This window comes from Desnuesiella massiliensis, from assembly GCF_001403615.1.
In the GTDB taxonomy this organism is placed as follows: Bacteria; Bacillota; Clostridia; order Clostridiales; family Clostridiaceae; genus Desnuesiella; species Desnuesiella massiliensis.
In genome coordinates this window covers 1,665,694-1,682,093 of record NZ_LN879457.1, presented here as the reverse complement: position 1 = coordinate 1,682,093, position 16,400 = coordinate 1,665,694, and the positions used below count along the sequence as shown (strand labels likewise).

At 31.3% G+C, this 16,400-nt stretch carries 18 protein-coding genes and 1 riboswitch; of the genes, 11 read left to right on the top strand and 7 right to left on the bottom strand.

What is annotated here, in order from left to right:
• Positions 1-132: 132 nt before the first annotated feature.
• Positions 133-312, top strand: a complete 180-nt coding sequence (locus BN2665_RS25845) for a hypothetical protein (protein ID WP_055669949.1) — start codon at positions 133-135, stop codon at positions 310-312.
• 78 nt (positions 313-390) lie between these two features.
• Here the strand turns inward: BN2665_RS25845 and BN2665_RS25840 are convergent, their stop codons facing one another.
• Positions 391-888 carry an LURP-one-related/scramblase family protein gene (locus BN2665_RS25840; RefSeq protein WP_055669948.1) on the bottom strand — a complete coding sequence of 166 codons (498 nt, stop codon included), beginning with the start codon at positions 886-888 and terminating at the stop codon, positions 391-393.
• Positions 889-1,142: 254 nt separating this feature from the next.
• Here BN2665_RS25840 and BN2665_RS25835 point away from each other — a divergent pair, with 254 nt between their 5' ends.
• On the top strand, positions 1,143-2,144 hold the full coding sequence (locus BN2665_RS25835; RefSeq protein WP_055669947.1) for a M28 family metallopeptidase: 1,002 nt from the start codon (positions 1,143-1,145) through the stop codon (positions 2,142-2,144).
• Positions 2,145-2,269: 125 nt separating this feature from the next.
• Here the strand turns inward: BN2665_RS25835 and BN2665_RS25830 are convergent, their stop codons facing one another.
• From BN2665_RS25830 to BN2665_RS25820, 3 genes are all read right to left on the bottom strand, one after another.
• Complete coding sequence (locus BN2665_RS25830) at positions 2,270-3,079, bottom strand: MetQ/NlpA family ABC transporter substrate-binding protein (RefSeq protein WP_055669946.1); 810 nt, start codon at positions 3,077-3,079, stop codon at positions 2,270-2,272.
• A 102-nt stretch (positions 3,080-3,181) separates the two neighbouring features.
• A complete protein-coding gene (locus tag BN2665_RS25825) occupies positions 3,182-3,826 on the bottom strand; it encodes a methionine ABC transporter permease (RefSeq protein ID WP_055669945.1) in 645 nt (214 codons plus the stop codon).
• Between the two features lies 1 nt (position 3,827).
• Entirely contained in the window at positions 3,828-4,784 is a 957-nt protein-coding gene (locus BN2665_RS25820; protein ID WP_055669944.1) for a methionine ABC transporter ATP-binding protein, read from the bottom strand.
• Positions 4,785-4,884: 100 nt separating this feature from the next.
• Positions 4,885-4,994, bottom strand: a riboswitch (SAM riboswitch).
• 402 nt (positions 4,995-5,396) lie between these two features.
• Here BN2665_RS25820 and sufC point away from each other — a divergent pair.
• From sufC to BN2665_RS25790, 6 genes are all read left to right on the top strand, one after another.
• A complete protein-coding gene (gene sufC / locus BN2665_RS25815; protein WP_055670068.1) occupies positions 5,397-6,143 on the top strand; it encodes a Fe-S cluster assembly ATPase SufC in 747 nt (248 codons plus the stop codon).
• Between the two features lie 19 nt (positions 6,144-6,162).
• The gene (gene sufB, locus BN2665_RS25810; RefSeq protein ID WP_055669943.1) at positions 6,163-7,572 is read left to right on the top strand and encodes a Fe-S cluster assembly protein SufB; all 1,410 of its coding nucleotides are present in this window, start codon (positions 6,163-6,165) and stop codon (positions 7,570-7,572) included.
• Between the two features lie 15 nt (positions 7,573-7,587).
• A complete protein-coding gene (gene sufD / locus BN2665_RS25805) occupies positions 7,588-8,694 on the top strand; it encodes a Fe-S cluster assembly protein SufD (RefSeq protein WP_055669942.1) in 1,107 nt (368 codons plus the stop codon).
• Positions 8,687-9,925, top strand: coding sequence for a cysteine desulfurase (locus BN2665_RS25800; protein WP_055669941.1), 1,239 nt, complete (start codon positions 8,687-8,689; stop codon positions 9,923-9,925). The genes sufD and BN2665_RS25800 overlap by 8 nt, the downstream gene beginning before the upstream one ends.
• Complete coding sequence (gene sufU, locus BN2665_RS25795; protein ID WP_055669940.1) at positions 9,912-10,340, top strand: Fe-S cluster assembly sulfur transfer protein SufU; 429 nt, start codon at positions 9,912-9,914, stop codon at positions 10,338-10,340. Before BN2665_RS25800 ends, sufU begins: the two co-directional genes overlap by 14 nt.
• 148 nt (positions 10,341-10,488) lie before the next feature.
• Positions 10,489-11,232 carry a polysaccharide deacetylase family protein gene (locus BN2665_RS25790; RefSeq protein WP_055669939.1) on the top strand — a complete coding sequence of 248 codons (744 nt, stop codon included), beginning with the start codon at positions 10,489-10,491 and terminating at the stop codon, positions 11,230-11,232.
• Between the two features lie 71 nt (positions 11,233-11,303).
• Here BN2665_RS25790 and BN2665_RS25785 read toward each other — a convergent pair whose 3' ends face one another.
• A complete protein-coding gene (locus BN2665_RS25785) occupies positions 11,304-11,696 on the bottom strand; it encodes a hypothetical protein (protein ID WP_055669938.1) in 393 nt (130 codons plus the stop codon).
• A 38-nt stretch (positions 11,697-11,734) separates the two neighbouring features.
• Positions 11,735-12,175, bottom strand: coding sequence for a cell wall hydrolase (locus tag BN2665_RS25780; RefSeq protein ID WP_055669937.1), 441 nt, complete (start codon positions 12,173-12,175; stop codon positions 11,735-11,737).
• A gap of 210 nt (positions 12,176-12,385) precedes the next feature.
• Between BN2665_RS25780 and proC the strand changes: the two genes are divergently transcribed.
• Positions 12,386-13,186 (top strand): pyrroline-5-carboxylate reductase, encoded by an 801-nt coding sequence (proC, locus tag BN2665_RS25775; protein ID WP_055669936.1) that lies wholly within the window; start codon positions 12,386-12,388, stop codon positions 13,184-13,186.
• A 142-nt stretch (positions 13,187-13,328) separates the two neighbouring features.
• Positions 13,329-13,916: a metallophosphoesterase family protein gene (locus BN2665_RS25770; RefSeq protein ID WP_055669935.1), complete on the top strand. Its 588-nt coding sequence runs from the start codon at positions 13,329-13,331 to the stop codon at positions 13,914-13,916.
• 26 nt (positions 13,917-13,942) lie between these two features.
• On the opposite strand, the gene BN2665_RS25765 is transcribed toward BN2665_RS25770, so the two are convergent.
• Positions 13,943-15,871, bottom strand: a complete 1,929-nt coding sequence (locus BN2665_RS25765; RefSeq protein ID WP_055669934.1) for a BMP family ABC transporter substrate-binding protein — start codon at positions 15,869-15,871, stop codon at positions 13,943-13,945.
• Between the two features lie 161 nt (positions 15,872-16,032).
• On the opposite strand from BN2665_RS25765, the gene BN2665_RS27235 reads away from it, so the two are divergent.
• Complete coding sequence (locus tag BN2665_RS27235; protein WP_154675034.1) at positions 16,033-16,182, top strand: hypothetical protein; 150 nt, start codon at positions 16,033-16,035, stop codon at positions 16,180-16,182.
• The last annotated feature ends 218 nt before the right edge of the window (positions 16,183-16,400 follow it).

The window sequence follows — 16,400 nt, the reverse complement described above, 5'->3', positions numbered from 1 at the left end:
TAATAAACATCATCAAAATTGTTTAAGGAAAAAAATTTTGGTGGTGTTTATTTATATAATGCAATTGAATATATAGACTAATATGGAATATTTATGGGATTAAGGTTATAATTTATAAAAGGGGTGTTGTTTATGGGAAATCTTTTATACTCATTAATAATAATTGGAGCCATTTACCTCATAGTTGATAACTTGCTAAATAAAGCGTTAAAAACATTTAAATATGATTTAAAGGAGATAGTTAGAGATACTACTTTAGAAGCACTAAAGAAATATGATAATGAAAAAAAGTGTGATAATAAAGAAGAGTAATTATAAGAATTATTAAACTAAAAAATCTAAGGGAGTATAAATTTCACCTTAGATTTTTTATTATTTGAAAAATAAAAATTAACTGTTATTATGGTTACCTCTATCCTCATGAAGCACCTGGTCAATGACAATTACAAGAGAGAGAATGAATGGATGATTCTCTCCTTCCGCTACATCTATTTCATAGCAATCACCAAAGGTAAACCAGCCCTTAGTAATAGTGGCTATGCTACCTACACCATGTTTTATGATATCAAAATCATGAGCAAAGAAATCTCCTTCTAAAGAATAATCCCCTAAGCTGCTCCAAATATCAAATTTTTTAGAGAAAAAGGTGAATTGTTTTTTTACTTTACCTATCATATTATCTCCATAATAGATATTGTATTCAGGAAGAAATTTAAATAAAGCTTGCTCAATATAGACTATCTCTCTATCGGAATTATCATAGATTTTAAGCTTATTTCCTATGCTAAAAACCTTTCCTTGTACCCAATACATATCTTGGCCTTGCTCATTTTTAATAGTGAACTTATCTCCAAAGGAGAAAACTTTTTGCCTAATATAATACTTCATTATAAACCTCCCAATGAACCCTTTTACATAATTATAATATATTTTCAATTTTAATAGTAGAAAAATAGTCTAAAGTGATAAATATTTAGATTTTAGATCGTGTATTTATAATGATGAGCAATGATGTATAATTTGAACGCATTTTATCACAAATTGGTCTACGATTAAAAAAAGTACGTTACATAATTTTACATTATTTCAAATAAAACTATGTTATGCTAAATTTGAAGTATTTATTACGATGAGGTAAACATATGAATAAAAAGAAAAAAACAATACTGCTATTATTGTTAGTACTGACTTCATTCTTTATTGCATGTTCTACATATAATAAAAAATCAATTCCTGAAAGTGAAAAGAATATTATTAAGGATACAGAAGTAAATATTCCTAATAAAAAAGAAATAATAGAAAAATTATCCTCTGACGAATTTGAAGGTAGGTTTATTAAAAACAATGGTAATAAGCTTGCTGGAGAATATATTTATAATATTTTTTCCAATCTTAAGTTACAATCATTTTTAAAAACAAATTATTACCACATTTATAGTTATGAAGATACAGCTGATAATGATACTACTATTAAAATAAAAAGGGAAGCTTCTAATATAATTGGTAAAATAAGCGGCAAAGAAAGTAAAAATGCAATTATTATATCAGCACATTTTGATCATATTGGTATACAATCTGGAAAACTTATTAGAGGGGCATTAGATAATGCATCCGGAGTATCTGTGTTAATTAGTTTAGCTGATAAATTAAAAAAAGAATCTAGTAGAAATTCGTTTCCTTATGATATTATTTTTGCAGCGTTTAATGGAGAAGAGGTTGGATTAACAGGTAGTAAGAGTTTTGTAACTGAAATTAGTGGGGTTTATGATAAATTATATAATATAAATATTGATTCAGTAGGTTACAAAGATGGTGAAGATATTGTATTAAATCATAGTTTTAATAAATTGCATGGAAAATCAAACAGTAGTAGTGACTATGATAAGTTATATAATAATTTAAAAAAGTATTTTGAAATAAATAATTTAACCACTTCTAAGGTAAGTCAGGCCTACTTAAGTAGTGATGACTATAGTTTTCAAGAAAAGGGTTACACATCTATTGGTATAATTGAAAAAAATGTTAAGAAAATAATTCATACCACTAATGATATTCCAGAAATAATAGATTATAATAAATTGGAATTAATAGAAAAATCTATTTATGATTTTGTTGTTGGCTCAGGGGACTGTTTATTCAAATGAAGTATATAAGATAAAACGAAAAACATCTAAAATGAAACATCCATATATAGATTTGATTTAAACCTATATATGGATGTTGTAAATTTGTAAGATAAAAATATTATATAACCATTTATATATACTCATTAAAATGCTGGCACTATACTACCTTTATATGTGTCTTCAATATATTTTTTTATTTCTGGAGAAGTTAATGCTTTTGATAAAGCTTTTATAGCCTCACTGTCTTTATTATTTTTTCTAACTGCAAGTATATTAGCATAAGGAGAATCTCCAGATTCTATTATAAGAGCATCTTTTAGAGGATTAAGTTTACCTTCTAAAGCATAGTTGGTATTGATAATTGCAGCAGTAACATCAGGTAGTACTCTTGGAAGCTGAGCTGCATCAATTTCACTTATTTTTAACTTCTTTGGATTATCAACTATATCTTTAGCTGTTACTAAATCTCCAGCTTTTAGCTTTATTATATTATTTTTTTCTAATAGTCTTAATGCCCTTGCACTATTAGTTGGATCGTTTGGAATAGCGATTTCAGCACCTTCCTTTAAATCATTAATATTTTTTATTTTGCTTGAATACAAGCCCATTGGCTCTATATGAACCTTAACAGTATAATCTAAATCTAAGCCCTTCTCCTTTTTTGTCTTTTCAAGGTATGGTACGTGTTGGAAGAAGTTGGCGTCTATTTCTCCTTCAGCTAAAGCGGTATTTGGAATTACATAGTCAGTAAACTCTTTTATCTCAAGTTTATAGCCTTCCTTTTCTAATAAAGGTTTAACTTGTTCTAATATTTTTGCATGTGGCTCTGGAGAAGCTCCAACCTTTATAACTTTACTGTCTTTGCTTCCTGTGCTAGATTTACCTTGAGCTGCACAGCCAGATAATCCAAGTACTAGAACTGTTGATAACACTAATGATAAAACTTTTTTCATATATAAAACCCCCTAATTTTTTAGTTTTTATTATATCTTTTATTTAGTTATTACATTTGATAGCTATCTTTATATACTTTCTGCAGAAAATTATAAACTTAATTATTTTGTTAGTTTTTTATAAAGTAGGTTTCCTAAGCTTTGAAGCAGCTGAACAAGTATTATGAGGATTATAACTGTATATATCATCACATCTTGTTGGAATCTATGATATCCATATCTTACAGCTACGTCTCCTAAGCCTCCTCCACCTATGGCGCCTGCCATGGCTGAGTATCCTACTACATTTATTACAGTTAGGGTTATGCCTAATACTATGGAAGGCATGGCTTCCTTTAAAATAACTTTAAAAATTATTTGAAAAGTGCTGGCTCCAAAGGATTTAGCAGCTTCTATAACTCCAGGGTCTACTTCCTTCATGGCACTCTCAATAACTCTGGCAGCGAAAGGCAATGCACCTAAGGTTAAAGGTACTATGGCTGCATTAGTTCCTATACTTTTTCCCGCAATAAGTCTTGTTAAAGGTATAATGGCAATCATCAGTATTAAAAATGGGAAAGATCTAAAAATATTTATTATAAAGTCTAAAATCTTATATACTGCGGAATTTGGTTTTAATCCATTAGGGGCAGTGATTATAAGCACTATAGCAGGTATAAAGCCCAATAATACTGAAAAGAAGGTAGACACAAAGACCATATATACTGTTTCTTGTAATGCTGGTAATAATAGTTCTTGAAATACCATGCTACAACACCTCCCAATCAATTTGTTTTTCTTCTAAGTATTTTAATATAGAATCCTTACTTTCTTCCTTAAGGCTTATAGTTAAGCTTCCCAAAAGATTTTCTCTGAATTTCTCTAGTTTGCCTCCAACTATAGAGAAGTCTATATCTAGTTCTCTTGCCATAGAAGTTATTATAGATTGACTGCTTATGCTGCTTGGAAAGAAAAGTTTAATATTACATCCCTCTAAGGTAACCTCATCCTCCTCACCTAAAAAGCCCTTTAGGTTATGATTTGGCTTTAAGAACAGGTCTTCTACGGTGCCATTATAAACTAGTTCTCCACCTTCAATTAAGGCCACTTTATTACAAACTTCCTTTATAACTTCCATTTGGTGAGTAACGATAACTATAGTTATACCTAGAAGTTTATTAATTCTGCTGAGTAATTGAAGTATATCCTTAGTGGTTTTAGGGTCAAGAGCCGAAGTAGCTTCATCGCATAGTAAAACTTTTGGTTCTAAAGCTAAAGCTCTAGCTATAGCTACTCTCTGCTTTTGTCCTCCACTTAGCTGACCAGGCTTAACCTTAGATTTTTCAGCTAAACCTACCAGGTCTAATAATTTATTAACCTTAGTACCTATGTCTTCTTTTGAATATCCCCAGACCTCTAAAGGAAGAGCTACATTCTCATAAACCGTTTTGCGGCTTAGTAAGTTAAAGCTCTGAAATATCATTCCTAGATCTTTTCTTAAGGTTCTTACTTCCTTGTCATTAAGATTTTCTATATGTTTTCCCATGACCTCAATTTTACCTTTATCATATGACTCTAAGCCATTGATACATCTTAAAAGCGTTGATTTACCTGCACCACTATGACCTATTATTCCAAATATATCACTTTTCTCAATAGTTAAATTGATATTTTTTAATACACTAATTTCATTAAAGCTTTTACATACTCCAGATATTTGGATCATTGTTATCCTCCTCAATTATTGCTGCCTACATAGAATTTCATATATATAAAATAAAAAAGCACCAGAGAACAAACTCTGGTACTGGATTACCTGGTTCATTCTCTTATCTCTCAGCTTTCGCTGCAGGAATTAGCACCATTGTACTTCATAAAACAAAGTACCGGTTGCTGGGCATCAAAGGGCCAGTCCCTCCGCCTCTCATGATAAGAATTGTTTGCGTATTAAATTTTAATGTTATTATAAATTAAATTTCATAGCCTTGTCAATAATATTTTTTAAAATTTTTATAGGTAAATTTATGCACACAAATGCATAATTATACATTGAAATATTGTAAACGATTAATAGGTTATTTTAAGATCAACTTAAGAATGAAAAACAAAATGAAGGTTGGCAAAATGCATCCTGCAAAATGATTAAAAAAAGATTGGTTGGAAAAAAACATATTTAATGGTAATAAAAAATTGATGTTTTTAAGTTAATTTATTAACTTAAAGTCTAAAATAGTCTTTGACTAATTCATAGTAAAGTAGTATGATATAAATATCAGAGTAGAATACTCGGATATAATAGTTATTTATTTTTATGTGATATTTAAGGAGATGAATGGAAGTGTCAGAAAAACTCTTGAATATAAAAAATCTTCATACAAGAATAGAAGAAAAAGAGATATTAAAAGGACTTGATTTAGAGATTAATAAGGGAGAAATTCATGTGATTATGGGACCTAATGGAGCTGGGAAATCTACTTTAGCCTATACATTAATGAGTCATCCTAAATATGAGATATCAGAAGGTGAGATTATATACGAAGGAGAGAATATTAATGCCTTAAGAGCTGATGAGAGAGCAAAAAAAGGTATATTTCTATCTTTTCAGTATCCAGAGGAAATCCCAGGAGTTACAGTAGATAACTTTTTAAGGACTTCTAAGGCTACTGTTACTGGTGAACCAGTGAAAATGATGAGCTTTAGAAGAGAGCTAAAGGAAAAAATGGACTTATTAAAGATGGATGAAGAATATGCTAGAAGATACTTAAATGTAGGGTTCTCTGGCGGGGAAAAAAAGAAAAATGAAATACTTCAGATGGCTATATTAAAACCCAAATTAGCCATATTAGATGAAACAGATTCGGGTTTAGACGTAGATGCTATCAAAGTAGTGGCAGAAGGAGTTAAATTATTAGCGGATGGGGAAAGAGCTATTTTAATAATCACTCATCATAATAAGATACTTCAATATTTAGAACCTGATTATGTTCATGTATTGGTAAATGGAAGAATAGTTAAAACTGGAGATATGGCTTTAGCTAGAGATATAGAAGTAAATGGTTACGAAATGTTTAAAGAAAGCCTTTAATAGATAGGTGGTGAGCGTGTTGGAAGAAAGAAAAAAAACATATATAGAAGATATCGATAGAGGTATATATGACGTAAAAAACGAGGTAAGATATAGCTATAAAGCACAAAGCGGATTAACTCCTGAAATAATAAGAGACATATCAAAAGAAAAAAATGAACCCCAGTGGATGACTGACTTTAGATTAAAATCTCTAGAAATATATAACAACATAGATGTTCCAACCTGGGGACCAGACATAAGCGGATTAGATATTGAGAATATAGTGACTTATGTTAAGCCCGACACTGATATGAAGAGCAGTTGGGAAGAGGTTCCCGAGGATATTAAAAAAACCTTCGACTTACTAGGAATTCCAAAGGCTGAAAAGGAATCTCTAGCTGGAGTAGGAGCACAATATGATTCTGAGGTGGTATATCATAGTATAAGAGAAGATTTAGTAAAACAGGGTGTAATATACACTGATATGGAAACAGCGGTTAAGGAATACGAAGCAATTGTTAAAGAGTACTTTATGAAATGTGTACCACCTAGTGATCATAAATTCGCTGCCTTGCATGGAGCAGTTTGGTCCGGTGGTTCTTTTGTTTATGTGCCGGAAGGTGTTCAGGTGGATATACCTCTACAATCTTATTTTAGATTAAACGCACCAGGAGCAGGTCAGTTTGAACATACTTTGATAATTGTAGAAAAAGGAGCAAAGCTTCACTTTATAGAAGGCTGTTCTGCGCCAAAATACTCTGTTAACAATCTTCATGCAGGCTGCGTAGAGCTTTTTGTAAAGGAAGGAGCTACCTTAAGATATAGTACTATAGAAAACTGGTCAAGAAATATGTATAACTTAAATACTAAAAGAGCAACCGTTGAAAAAGATGGCACTATAGAATGGGTTTCAGGTTCCTTTGGATCAAAGATATCCATGTTGTATCCCATGAGTGTTCTAAAGGGTGAAAGAGCAAGATGTGAATTTACTGGAATAACCTTTGCAGGTAAGGGACAATATCTTGACACAGGAGCCAAGGTAATTCATGCAGCTCCCTACACCTCCTCAAATATAAATTCAAAGTCCATATCAAAGGATGGAGGAGTAGCTATATATAGAGGAGCAGTAAGAGTAACTGCTAATGCTCATCATTGTAAGTCTACAGTTTCTTGTGAATCACTAATGTTAGATAACAAATCAAAATCTGATACTATACCAGTTATAGATTTGATGAATGATGAAGTGGATTTAGGGCATGAAGCAAAAATAGGAAGAATTAGTGATGAAGCTATATTTTATTTAATGAGCAGAGGATTAAGTGAAGAAGAGGCAAAAGCTATGATAGTAAGAGGCTTTGTAGAACCAATAGCTAAAGAGCTTCCTTTAGAATATGCGGTAGAGATGAATAACTTAATTAAGCTGGAACTTGAAGGAACTATAGGGTAGGAAGAGGTGAGTTGTATGAAGGAAGCAAGAAATTTTAATAGATTGCCTGTTATAACTTGGAGATGGTTAAAGGTAAATGAACTGACTTTAAACAATTATGTTTTGCCAGAAATAAAGGATTTTAGTAGAAATGTAGTTGAAGCAAAAGACATAGGAAATGTAATTGTAAAACAAGAAAAGGATAAAGTAGAGCTTTTTAATAACTCTCTCTTTAAAGATTTAGAGTATGGTGTTTCAAAGGAATTTGTAGATTATGCAGAGAAATTCTACAACACAGCATTAATAATACATGCACCTAAAAAAGAAAAAGCCCTAGAACCTATAAGAATTAAATATGAAATAAATGAAGAAAATTCTAATATAGTAAGCAATACAGTTATTACTGCAGAGGAGCACAGTGAAATAACTGTTATTATAGAATGTAGTACAGAAGGAGAGATACAGGGATTTTATAATGGCATTACAAAAATAATTGCTAAGGATGGAGCCAAGGTCAATTTGATTAAGGTTCAAACCATGAATGATAAGTCTGATTACTTCGATTCAAATATAGCATCCATAGGCTATGGAGCTAAAGTTAATTTTATATCTGTAGAATTAGGTGGAAATTTAAGTATAACTAATTATGTAAATAACCTAGAAGAGCCTACAGGAGAGTGTGATTTAAAATCTATATACCTTGGAGATAAAAATAGAACTATTGATATGAGTTATAGAATGAATCACAAAGCTATTAGAACCCTAAGTAACATTGAAACTAGAGGGGTTCTCATGGATAAATGTAAAAAGACCTTTAGAGGAACCTTGGATTTTAAGAAGGGTTCTACTAGATCAAAGGCTTCAGAAGAAGAGTATGTAATCCTCCTTTCCCCTACAGCAAAATCTGATGCTATTCCTTTGCTATTATGTGATGAGGATGACGTAGAAGGAGCTCATGCAGCTAGTGCAGGAAAGATAGACGAGAATAAGTTATTTTATTTAATGAGTAGAGGTTTTAATGAAAAAGAAGCTAAGAAGCTTATTGTAGAGGCTTCTTTTAGGCCTATTATAGATTGCATTCCCGATGAAGAGATCAAGCAAAATATAGAGGCTCAAATTCAAAGGAGATTACTAAATGAATAGGACTATAGAGCAAATAAGAGAGGATTTTCCAATCCTCTCACAAAATATAAATGATAGGCCTCTAGTTTATTTAGATAATGCAGCCACTACTCATAGACCTAAGCAAGTTATAGAAGCCATAGAAAGATATTATAAAGAAATAAATGCAAATCCTCATAGGGGTGCTCATAAGTTAAGCATTCTATCTACAGAAGCTTACGAAGGTACTAGAGAAAAGGTTAGAGCCTTTATAAATGCAAATAGCACTAAAGAAATAGTGTTTACAAAAAATACTACGGAAGCTCTAAACTTAATTGCCTATTCCTATGGTATGAATTTTATAGAAGAGGGAGACGAGATAGCTATATCCATAGCAGAACATCATAGCAATCTTATTCCTTGGCAGCAGGTAGCTTCTGCTAAGAAGGCAATTTTAAAATATCTTTATACGGATTCGGAAGGAAGAATTCCCTGTAGCGAGTTAAGAGATAAGATTGGTCCTAAAACAAAGTTAGTATCTATAGCTCATATGACTAATACCTTTGGAATAATAAATCCAGTGAAAGAAATAATAAATTATGCCCATGATATGGGGGCGTTAGTCATATTAGATGGAGCACAAAGTGTTCCTCATAGAAAAGTAGATGTACAAAAATTAGATGCGGATTTTTTAGTCTTTTCAGGACATAAAATGATGGCACCTATGGGTGTAGGTGTTTTGTACGGAAAAGAAGAGATATTAGAAAAAATGCCTCCATTCCTCTATGGTGGAGATATGATTGAATACGTTTGGGAGCAAAAATCAACCTTTGCAGAATTACCTTTTAAACTAGAGGCAGGGACTCAAAATGTGGAAGCAGTAGTAGGCTTAGGTGCGGCCATTGATTATATTAATGAAACGGGTATAGAAAATATAGAAGCTATAGAAGAAGAGCTTACAACTTATGCCTTAGATAAACTAAAAGAAATACCTTACGTAACACTATATGGACCAAAAGATACCCTTAATAGGGGAGGAGTAATTTCTTTTAATATAGAGGGAGTGCATCCTCATGATGTAGCTAGTATAGTAGATACCTATGGGGTTGCCCTAAGAGCAGGGCATCATTGTGCACAGCCCTTCATGAAATACATGAAGATAAACTCCACCTCAAGAATAAGCTTTTATTTCTATAATACTAAAGAAGAAATCGACGTATTTATTGAAAGTATTAAAAATGTAAGGAAGTGGTTAGGTTATGAACCTAAATGATATTTATACAGAATTAATAATGGAGCATAATCAGAGCGGTCATAATAAAAGACACTTAGATCATGCAGATCATGTAGAGCTAGGTCATAATCCTAGCTGTGGCGATGAGATATCTTTAGAATTAAAATTTAATGGAGATATAATAGAAGATGCAGCCTTCACAGGAGTAGGATGTGCTATATCCCAAGCCTCTTCTTCTATGATGATTGACCTTATAAAGGGAAAAAGAAAGGAAGAAGCTTTAAAATTAGTGAATACCTTTATCGGTATGATAAAGAGGGAGATAATCAAAGAAGAAGACTTAGAAATCTTAGAAGATGCTATAGCCTTTAAAAATATTTCCAACATGCCAGCTAGAGTGAAATGTGCAGTATTAGCTTGGCATGCTTTAAAGGAATCTATAAATGAAAAATAATATCTGTTAAAACGGTACTGTATTATATTTAAATGAGTACTGTTTTTTATGTACTAATTTCCACTTATTTAATTAATTTATTTGAGCAGACTAAAGAAAAAGGAACGTATTTATATGTTTTACAAATAAATATATTGAGGTGGATGAGTTGAAAAAAAATAAATTGTTTACTTTAGCACTCCTTATTATATTTAATTTTGCTTATTTTGTAGATACTGCTGTGGTGCAAGCAGAAGTTGAATCCAAGGAAAAAGGGGAAAGAGTGATATACCTAACTCTTGATGATGGCCCTAGCTCTATTACCTATAAAGTTTTAGATATATTAAAAGAAAACAATGTAAAAGCTACTTTTTTTCTTATAGGTAATCAGATTAAAGGCTATGAAAACATAGTAAACAGAATCAATGAGGAGGGTCATAGTATAGGACTTCACACCTATACCCATAATTTTAAAACTATATATGCCAGTAAAAAGAATTTTATTAAAGAAATGCTTGATACCAGAGAGGAAATAAATAAAGTCGCTGGTATTTCGCCTAATATAATAAGATTTCCTGGAGGTAGCAGGAAAAGATTAAATGATGAAATGTTAAAGCTACTTCATAGCTATAACTTTAAAACCTATGATTGGAATATGAATCTATCTGATGGATTAAGACCACAAACACCCTCTGATAAGCTATTTAAGGAAGCTACAAGAGAATTAGATAAGTCTGAACCAATTATACTATTAATGCATTGCGATTATATGCATAAAAATACCTGTAAGGTTCTCCCTAGAATAATAAAATATTATAAAGATAAAGGCTATGAATTTAAGGTTATTAAAGAAGATACGCCAGAATATTATTTTCCTTATAAAAAAGCTACTTTTTTTAATTTCTTCTCCTAAAAAACTTAATGCCTTTCAGTCAAAGGAAACTCAGCTGAAAGGCATTTTTAATAAGAGTATTTGAATAAGGTTTAGTCGCTATAAATGTTAACAAATTTAATAGAATAAATATCTGCCATGGTTAAGTAATTTGCTAGAAGATCTCTTAGAACTATATAACTAATGCCTACCTCAGTTAAAACGCCGTCTCTATCTTGAGTTGTGTTAGTGCCTATAAGGAAAGTTACTTTAACCCTCTTCCCAATCTGAGTCCTTAAAAATCCTTGAGTATATCCTACCCCTAAGACTGTGGGAGAACCTGGGGCAACTTCAAAATCTGATGGTGGCTGTTGAGGTTGCTGAAGTTGTTGAGGCTGTTGAGGTTGTTGTGTTTGCATAGGCATAGGCATAGGGGTAGGCATGTTCATATCCATAGTTCTATAGTAACAAGGGCAATAATCATCTACGTACCATTCAGGGAACATAAAAGCCTCCTAAAATTAATTGTTTTATAAATATTAAATTAAGTTTGAGCATATAATTCTGTAGGATTATAGAAACAGTGTTGTACTATTTTTATTTGAAAACTACCTGAACCATTATATGGGAAAGTATAGGGACATGGAGCAAAGGGATTAAAGTACCATAAAGAATAACCTATAGGGAACAATCTATTACCTGCTAATGCCCAATCTGCAATATCATAATGTATTTGTTCTGGTGGATTTGACCAAATGGTTTGGGGGTTGGGAACACCATTTATTTCTCCCCTCATACAATCATATTGCCCCTTTTGATAAAGTACCTTTCTAAGGTCTCCTTGACCTATCCTATGGTATTCACCATAAGGTACTCTTACTCTATTCATTATAGAAGTTGCGACAGCTTTCATTCCAGTGTCGCCTTCACCACCAGCTTCACATCTAATAACTCTTGCTAATAACTCCCTATTTGAATAAGACATTTAAAAAACCCTTATATAATATTGATTACAATATTAATTTATTCAATATGGAAAAAAATGTGCTTTCTTTTGAGTTAAATATCATAGACATATTTTTTAAACATTGTTATTACATCATTATAATTTAAAAAAAGAGGTATAATAATGATAGACATTTTAAATATGATATTAATTTGTTTAAAATTAGATAAAAGGGATAGGTGATTGATAGTGAGTAAAATTTTAGGCTTTATAGGCTGCGGTAACATGGGGCAGGCTATGCTTGGAGGTATAATAAAATCGGAGATTTTCTCTCCAGAAAATATTATAGTTTCTCGTTCAAATGAAGATAATTTAAAGGCATTAAGAGAAAAATATAATGTGAATATTACCACTGATAATAAGGAAGTGGCGAAAAAAAGTGACATACTTATATTAGCTGTTAAACCCAATATATATCTTACTATCATAGAAGAAATTAAGGATACTATAAGAAAGGAAACCTTAATAATATCTATCGCAGCAGGAAGAAGTATAAAAAATATAGAGGAGCTTTTTGGAGAGGAAATTAGGCTAATAAGAATTATGCCTAATACTCCTGTATTGGTAGGAGAAGGGATAACTGCAATTTGTCCTAATCGAAAGGCTTCCAAGGAGGATATAGAACAGACAATGGCTATACTAAACAGCTTTGGTGAGGTAGAACAAATAGATGAAAAGTTGATGGATGCTTTTATAGCAGTAGCAGGTTCTTCTCCAGCCTATGTTTTTATGTTTATTGAGGCAATGGCAGATGCTGCAGTAAAGGAAGGATTACCTAGAAAATCAGCATATAAGATGGCGGCTCAAGCAGTTTTAGGTTCTGCAAAAATGGTTTTGGAAACAGAAAAACATCCAGGTGAATTAAAGGATATGGTATGCTCACCAGGAGGAGCCACCATTGAAGCAGTGCTAGAGTTGGAGAATCGAGGATTGAGAAACGCAGTGATGAAAGCTATGGAAGTTTGTGCAGGCAAGGCTAGAAGAATGTAGTACTAAATTTATTGGTTGTCTATTTTAACATAAAGGTTTACAATAGGTTTAAGAGAAAACACTTATATATGTTCCCAAAGGGCATTTTTGGCCATTCTAGGGCAATTATAAGCCTATATTTATATAAAAGGATAGGAATTATATGAAGATACTTTTAATATCAGATGTGGAAGCACCTTATTTATGGGATTATTTTCATCCAGAAAGATTTAGAGATATAGATTTAGTAATATCTTGTGGAGATTTAAAAGCAGAGTACCTATCTTTTTTAGCTACTATGTTAAAGGCTCCAGTATACTATGTACACGGCAATCATAATGAAAAGTATATTAAAAACCCTCCAGAAGGTTGTGAGTGTATTGATGATAAATTAGTATATTTTAAAGGGATTAGGATATTAGGACTTGGTGGCAGTATGAAGTATAATAAAGGACCTTTTCAATATACAGAAAAAGAAATGAATAGAAGGATTATTAAGCTTCTACCTAAAATATGGTGGAATAGAGGCTTTGATATACTAGTTACTCATTCTCCAGCCTTTGGAAAAGGTGATGATAAGGATTTATGTCATATTGGATTTAAATGCTTTAATAATTTATTAGATAAGTATTTGCCTAAGTATTTTTTGCATGGTCATGTACATCTCAACTATGGTTTTAAACCAAGAATTATAAACTATAAAGAAACTACTATTATCAATGGTTACGGGTATTATATTTTAAATTATTAAAAAGTAAGGGACATTTATATCATCCCTTACCTTTTAATAAAGTCTTCAGCGTCTACATTATCTACAAACCAATCCATAGATAGTATTTCTTCCATTTCTATAATACAATCTTTTTCTATTCTTAAGTATCCTTTGTTATCATAAATAGGGCCGGTAAAAGGATTAAAACAATTTTCAATAATCATATTTTTTATTAGATTAACAAGCTTGTGAGTTTCATAAGGAACATTATGCTTTGAACAATATATATCTAAAACGCCAGAACTCATACCCCACCATAAACTTATAGCTTTAGGCGAATCGCCAAATAAATCTGCTATATTTTTCGACGGATCATGCAGTATGGTTTTAAGTATTTTTTCATAAAATACTCCCCAATGCCAAATAGGCGCCGCTAGGTATTTATCTGGTTCCTTTGTTACTTCATCTACTGTGCTAAGCATTGAATATATACCAAACTTTTCTGAGATTTCCATAGGAACAATCCTTGTTTGATTTGAAATAATATCTGCACCTTCAGCGATAAGCCTTTGACTACAGTCTGTGGATTTTATATTGCTATGCCATTCATTTGTCCAGCTAATTTTAACTTTGCTATAGGGATTTACTAACTTCACACCTAAAGCAAAAGCATTAATAGAACTTATAACCTCTGGGTTTGGAGCAGTAGCTACATAGCCTATAACATTAGTCTTTGTCATAGATCCTGCTATTAAACCAGTTAAAAATCTCGGCTCATAAGTTCTTCCAAAATAATTGCTTACATGAGAATAAGGCTTATATTCTGAGCAGTTAAAAAATTTTACTTTAGGATATTCTAAAGCGCATTTTAAAGTAGCATTAAAGTAAATAGGACTTGTAGTAAAGATTACTTCATTTCCTTCTTCTACTAAACTTTTTATAGAAAAGTATGCATCATCCTTTGGGGGTACATCTTCTATAGATGTAGTAACCACAAGGTCCTTAAGAGCATTTTGAGCGTGCATTCTACCTAATTCATGAGCATAGGTCCAACCCGAGCTATGAATATTACGAGCATGAGCAAAAGCTACCTTTAGTGGTTTTTGAGACAAAAATAAATTAGTTAAACTTGAAAGTACGCTCACTCCTGTAGCTTGATTTTCCATAGGAGAAGTTTGAATTTCAATATCTTGATTTGAAGAAATCAACCTTAATTCTTTAATAAATTGTTTTAAGCTATCTCTTAAAGTTTTCTCATCATATTTTTCTGGAATACCATAAATCTCACTATATTCTAAAAATGCATCTCCTGTAGTTATAGGAAGAGAGTCCCCTCCTAAAGCATGATATATATTTCTGAAGATATTGTAAGTATAAACTTCAAAGTACTTATATTTATTTTCAAAATCTAGCAACGATGGATTGTATTTTTTTAACATTTTCATAAGTTTTGTATAGCAGCCAGTTTTAGAAAACCATATGCAATTCAAATCTGTTTCTCGATTAAAATCTAAAAATTCATAGTAAAGACATAAAACTGGATCATTTGGATTCTGCTTTGGTACTAGCCTTATAACATTAGCATCAATAGAATACCCATCAAAATATTTTAAAACACTTACTCTTTTATTTCCTTCTATGACATAAAACCAATTCAGATATTCATATACCTTTATGGGATCTTTTATTCCTTCATTTAAATGATATTCACAAACACTCATCCATTTATATTTAAATTCTGTATCTAAATTTAATAATGGCATAAAGTTCTTAGCAAAGCTAAGGCTTCTAAGATGAGAATAAGTACCTTTGATTTTTTTTATAGGTATTTCAATCAATCCTAAATTTACTTGGGTTAATATATCAGAGTTATCTAATAGGCCTTCTAATGAAGGCAAATAACCTATCTCTCCTTTAGAAATATTTTGAGAATATTCCTTTGATGCAAGCTTGCTTGCGGCTTGAAAGTGCTCTTCAGGGTTTAAATCCTTCATTAATTTCACCTCTCAATATACAACAAATTCTTTTTAAAATCATTGTAGATAATTATATCATAGCTATTTTTATTGTTAAAGCAAAGGTTTTGAGGTAAGAATAAATAAAATAAAAAAGGTTAAACTTTAAAAGAAGCTCTACTGATTAGGAGGAATGAAGAATGGCTCAAAATCATAAAAATAAGATTCAAGAGGCTAAGAATCAAAGTATGATTGATAATAGTAATGATAGTAGAAATGCTGAAAATGGCTACCTAGGTAGAGGAAATTCTGGAACTCAGCCTGGAATTGTGAATACAAAGGGAAAATAGTGCAGTAGGGTAATTCCCTACTGTATTTTAACGAGTAAATAAAATCAGGAAGATTTAAAAAATGTGTTTAATATAATTTTATAAAGAATTAAAAATGCAATATAATACAAATAATTCCTTCATTTTTTTCTCATAAAACAATTTTTTTTTATATATATAATATATTTTGAAATGTTATTAAATATAGAGAGTGATATAAAATTTGAATATGTTATAAT

Bases quoted from the DNA above. Each gene is read 5' to 3' on its own strand.
- BN2665_RS25785 (WP_055669938.1), bottom strand. From the start codon at position 11,696: ATGTTCCCTGAATGGTACGTAGATGATTATTGCCCTTGTTACTATAGA.
- BN2665_RS25770 (WP_055669935.1), top strand. From the start codon at position 13,329: ATGAAGATACTTTTAATATCAGATGTGGAAGCACCTTATTTATGGGAT.
- sufD (WP_055669942.1), top strand. From the start codon at position 7,588: ATGAAGGAAGCAAGAAATTTTAATAGATTGCCTGTTATAACTTGGAGA.
- BN2665_RS27235 (WP_154675034.1), top strand. From the start codon at position 16,033: ATGGCTCAAAATCATAAAAATAAGATTCAAGAGGCTAAGAATCAAAGT.
- BN2665_RS25840 (WP_055669948.1), bottom strand. From the start codon at position 888: ATGAAGTATTATATTAGGCAAAAAGTTTTCTCCTTTGGAGATAAGTTC.
- BN2665_RS25820 (WP_055669944.1), bottom strand. From the start codon at position 4,784: ATGATCCAAATATCTGGAGTATGTAAAAGCTTTAATGAAATTAGTGTA.
- BN2665_RS25780 (WP_055669937.1), bottom strand. From the start codon at position 12,175: ATGTCTTATTCAAATAGGGAGTTATTAGCAAGAGTTATTAGATGTGAA.
- BN2665_RS25830 (WP_055669946.1), bottom strand. From the start codon at position 3,079: ATGAAAAAAGTTTTATCATTAGTGTTATCAACAGTTCTAGTACTTGGA.
- BN2665_RS25835 (WP_055669947.1), top strand. From the start codon at position 1,143: ATGAATAAAAAGAAAAAAACAATACTGCTATTATTGTTAGTACTGACT.
- BN2665_RS25765 (WP_055669934.1), bottom strand. From the start codon at position 15,871: ATGAAGGATTTAAACCCTGAAGAGCACTTTCAAGCCGCAAGCAAGCTT.
- BN2665_RS25825 (WP_055669945.1), bottom strand. From the start codon at position 3,826: ATGGTATTTCAAGAACTATTATTACCAGCATTACAAGAAACAGTATAT.
- BN2665_RS25845 (WP_055669949.1), top strand. From the start codon at position 133: ATGGGAAATCTTTTATACTCATTAATAATAATTGGAGCCATTTACCTC.
- sufU (WP_055669940.1), top strand. From the start codon at position 9,912: ATGAACCTAAATGATATTTATACAGAATTAATAATGGAGCATAATCAG.
- BN2665_RS25800 (WP_055669941.1), top strand. From the start codon at position 8,687: ATGAATAGGACTATAGAGCAAATAAGAGAGGATTTTCCAATCCTCTCA.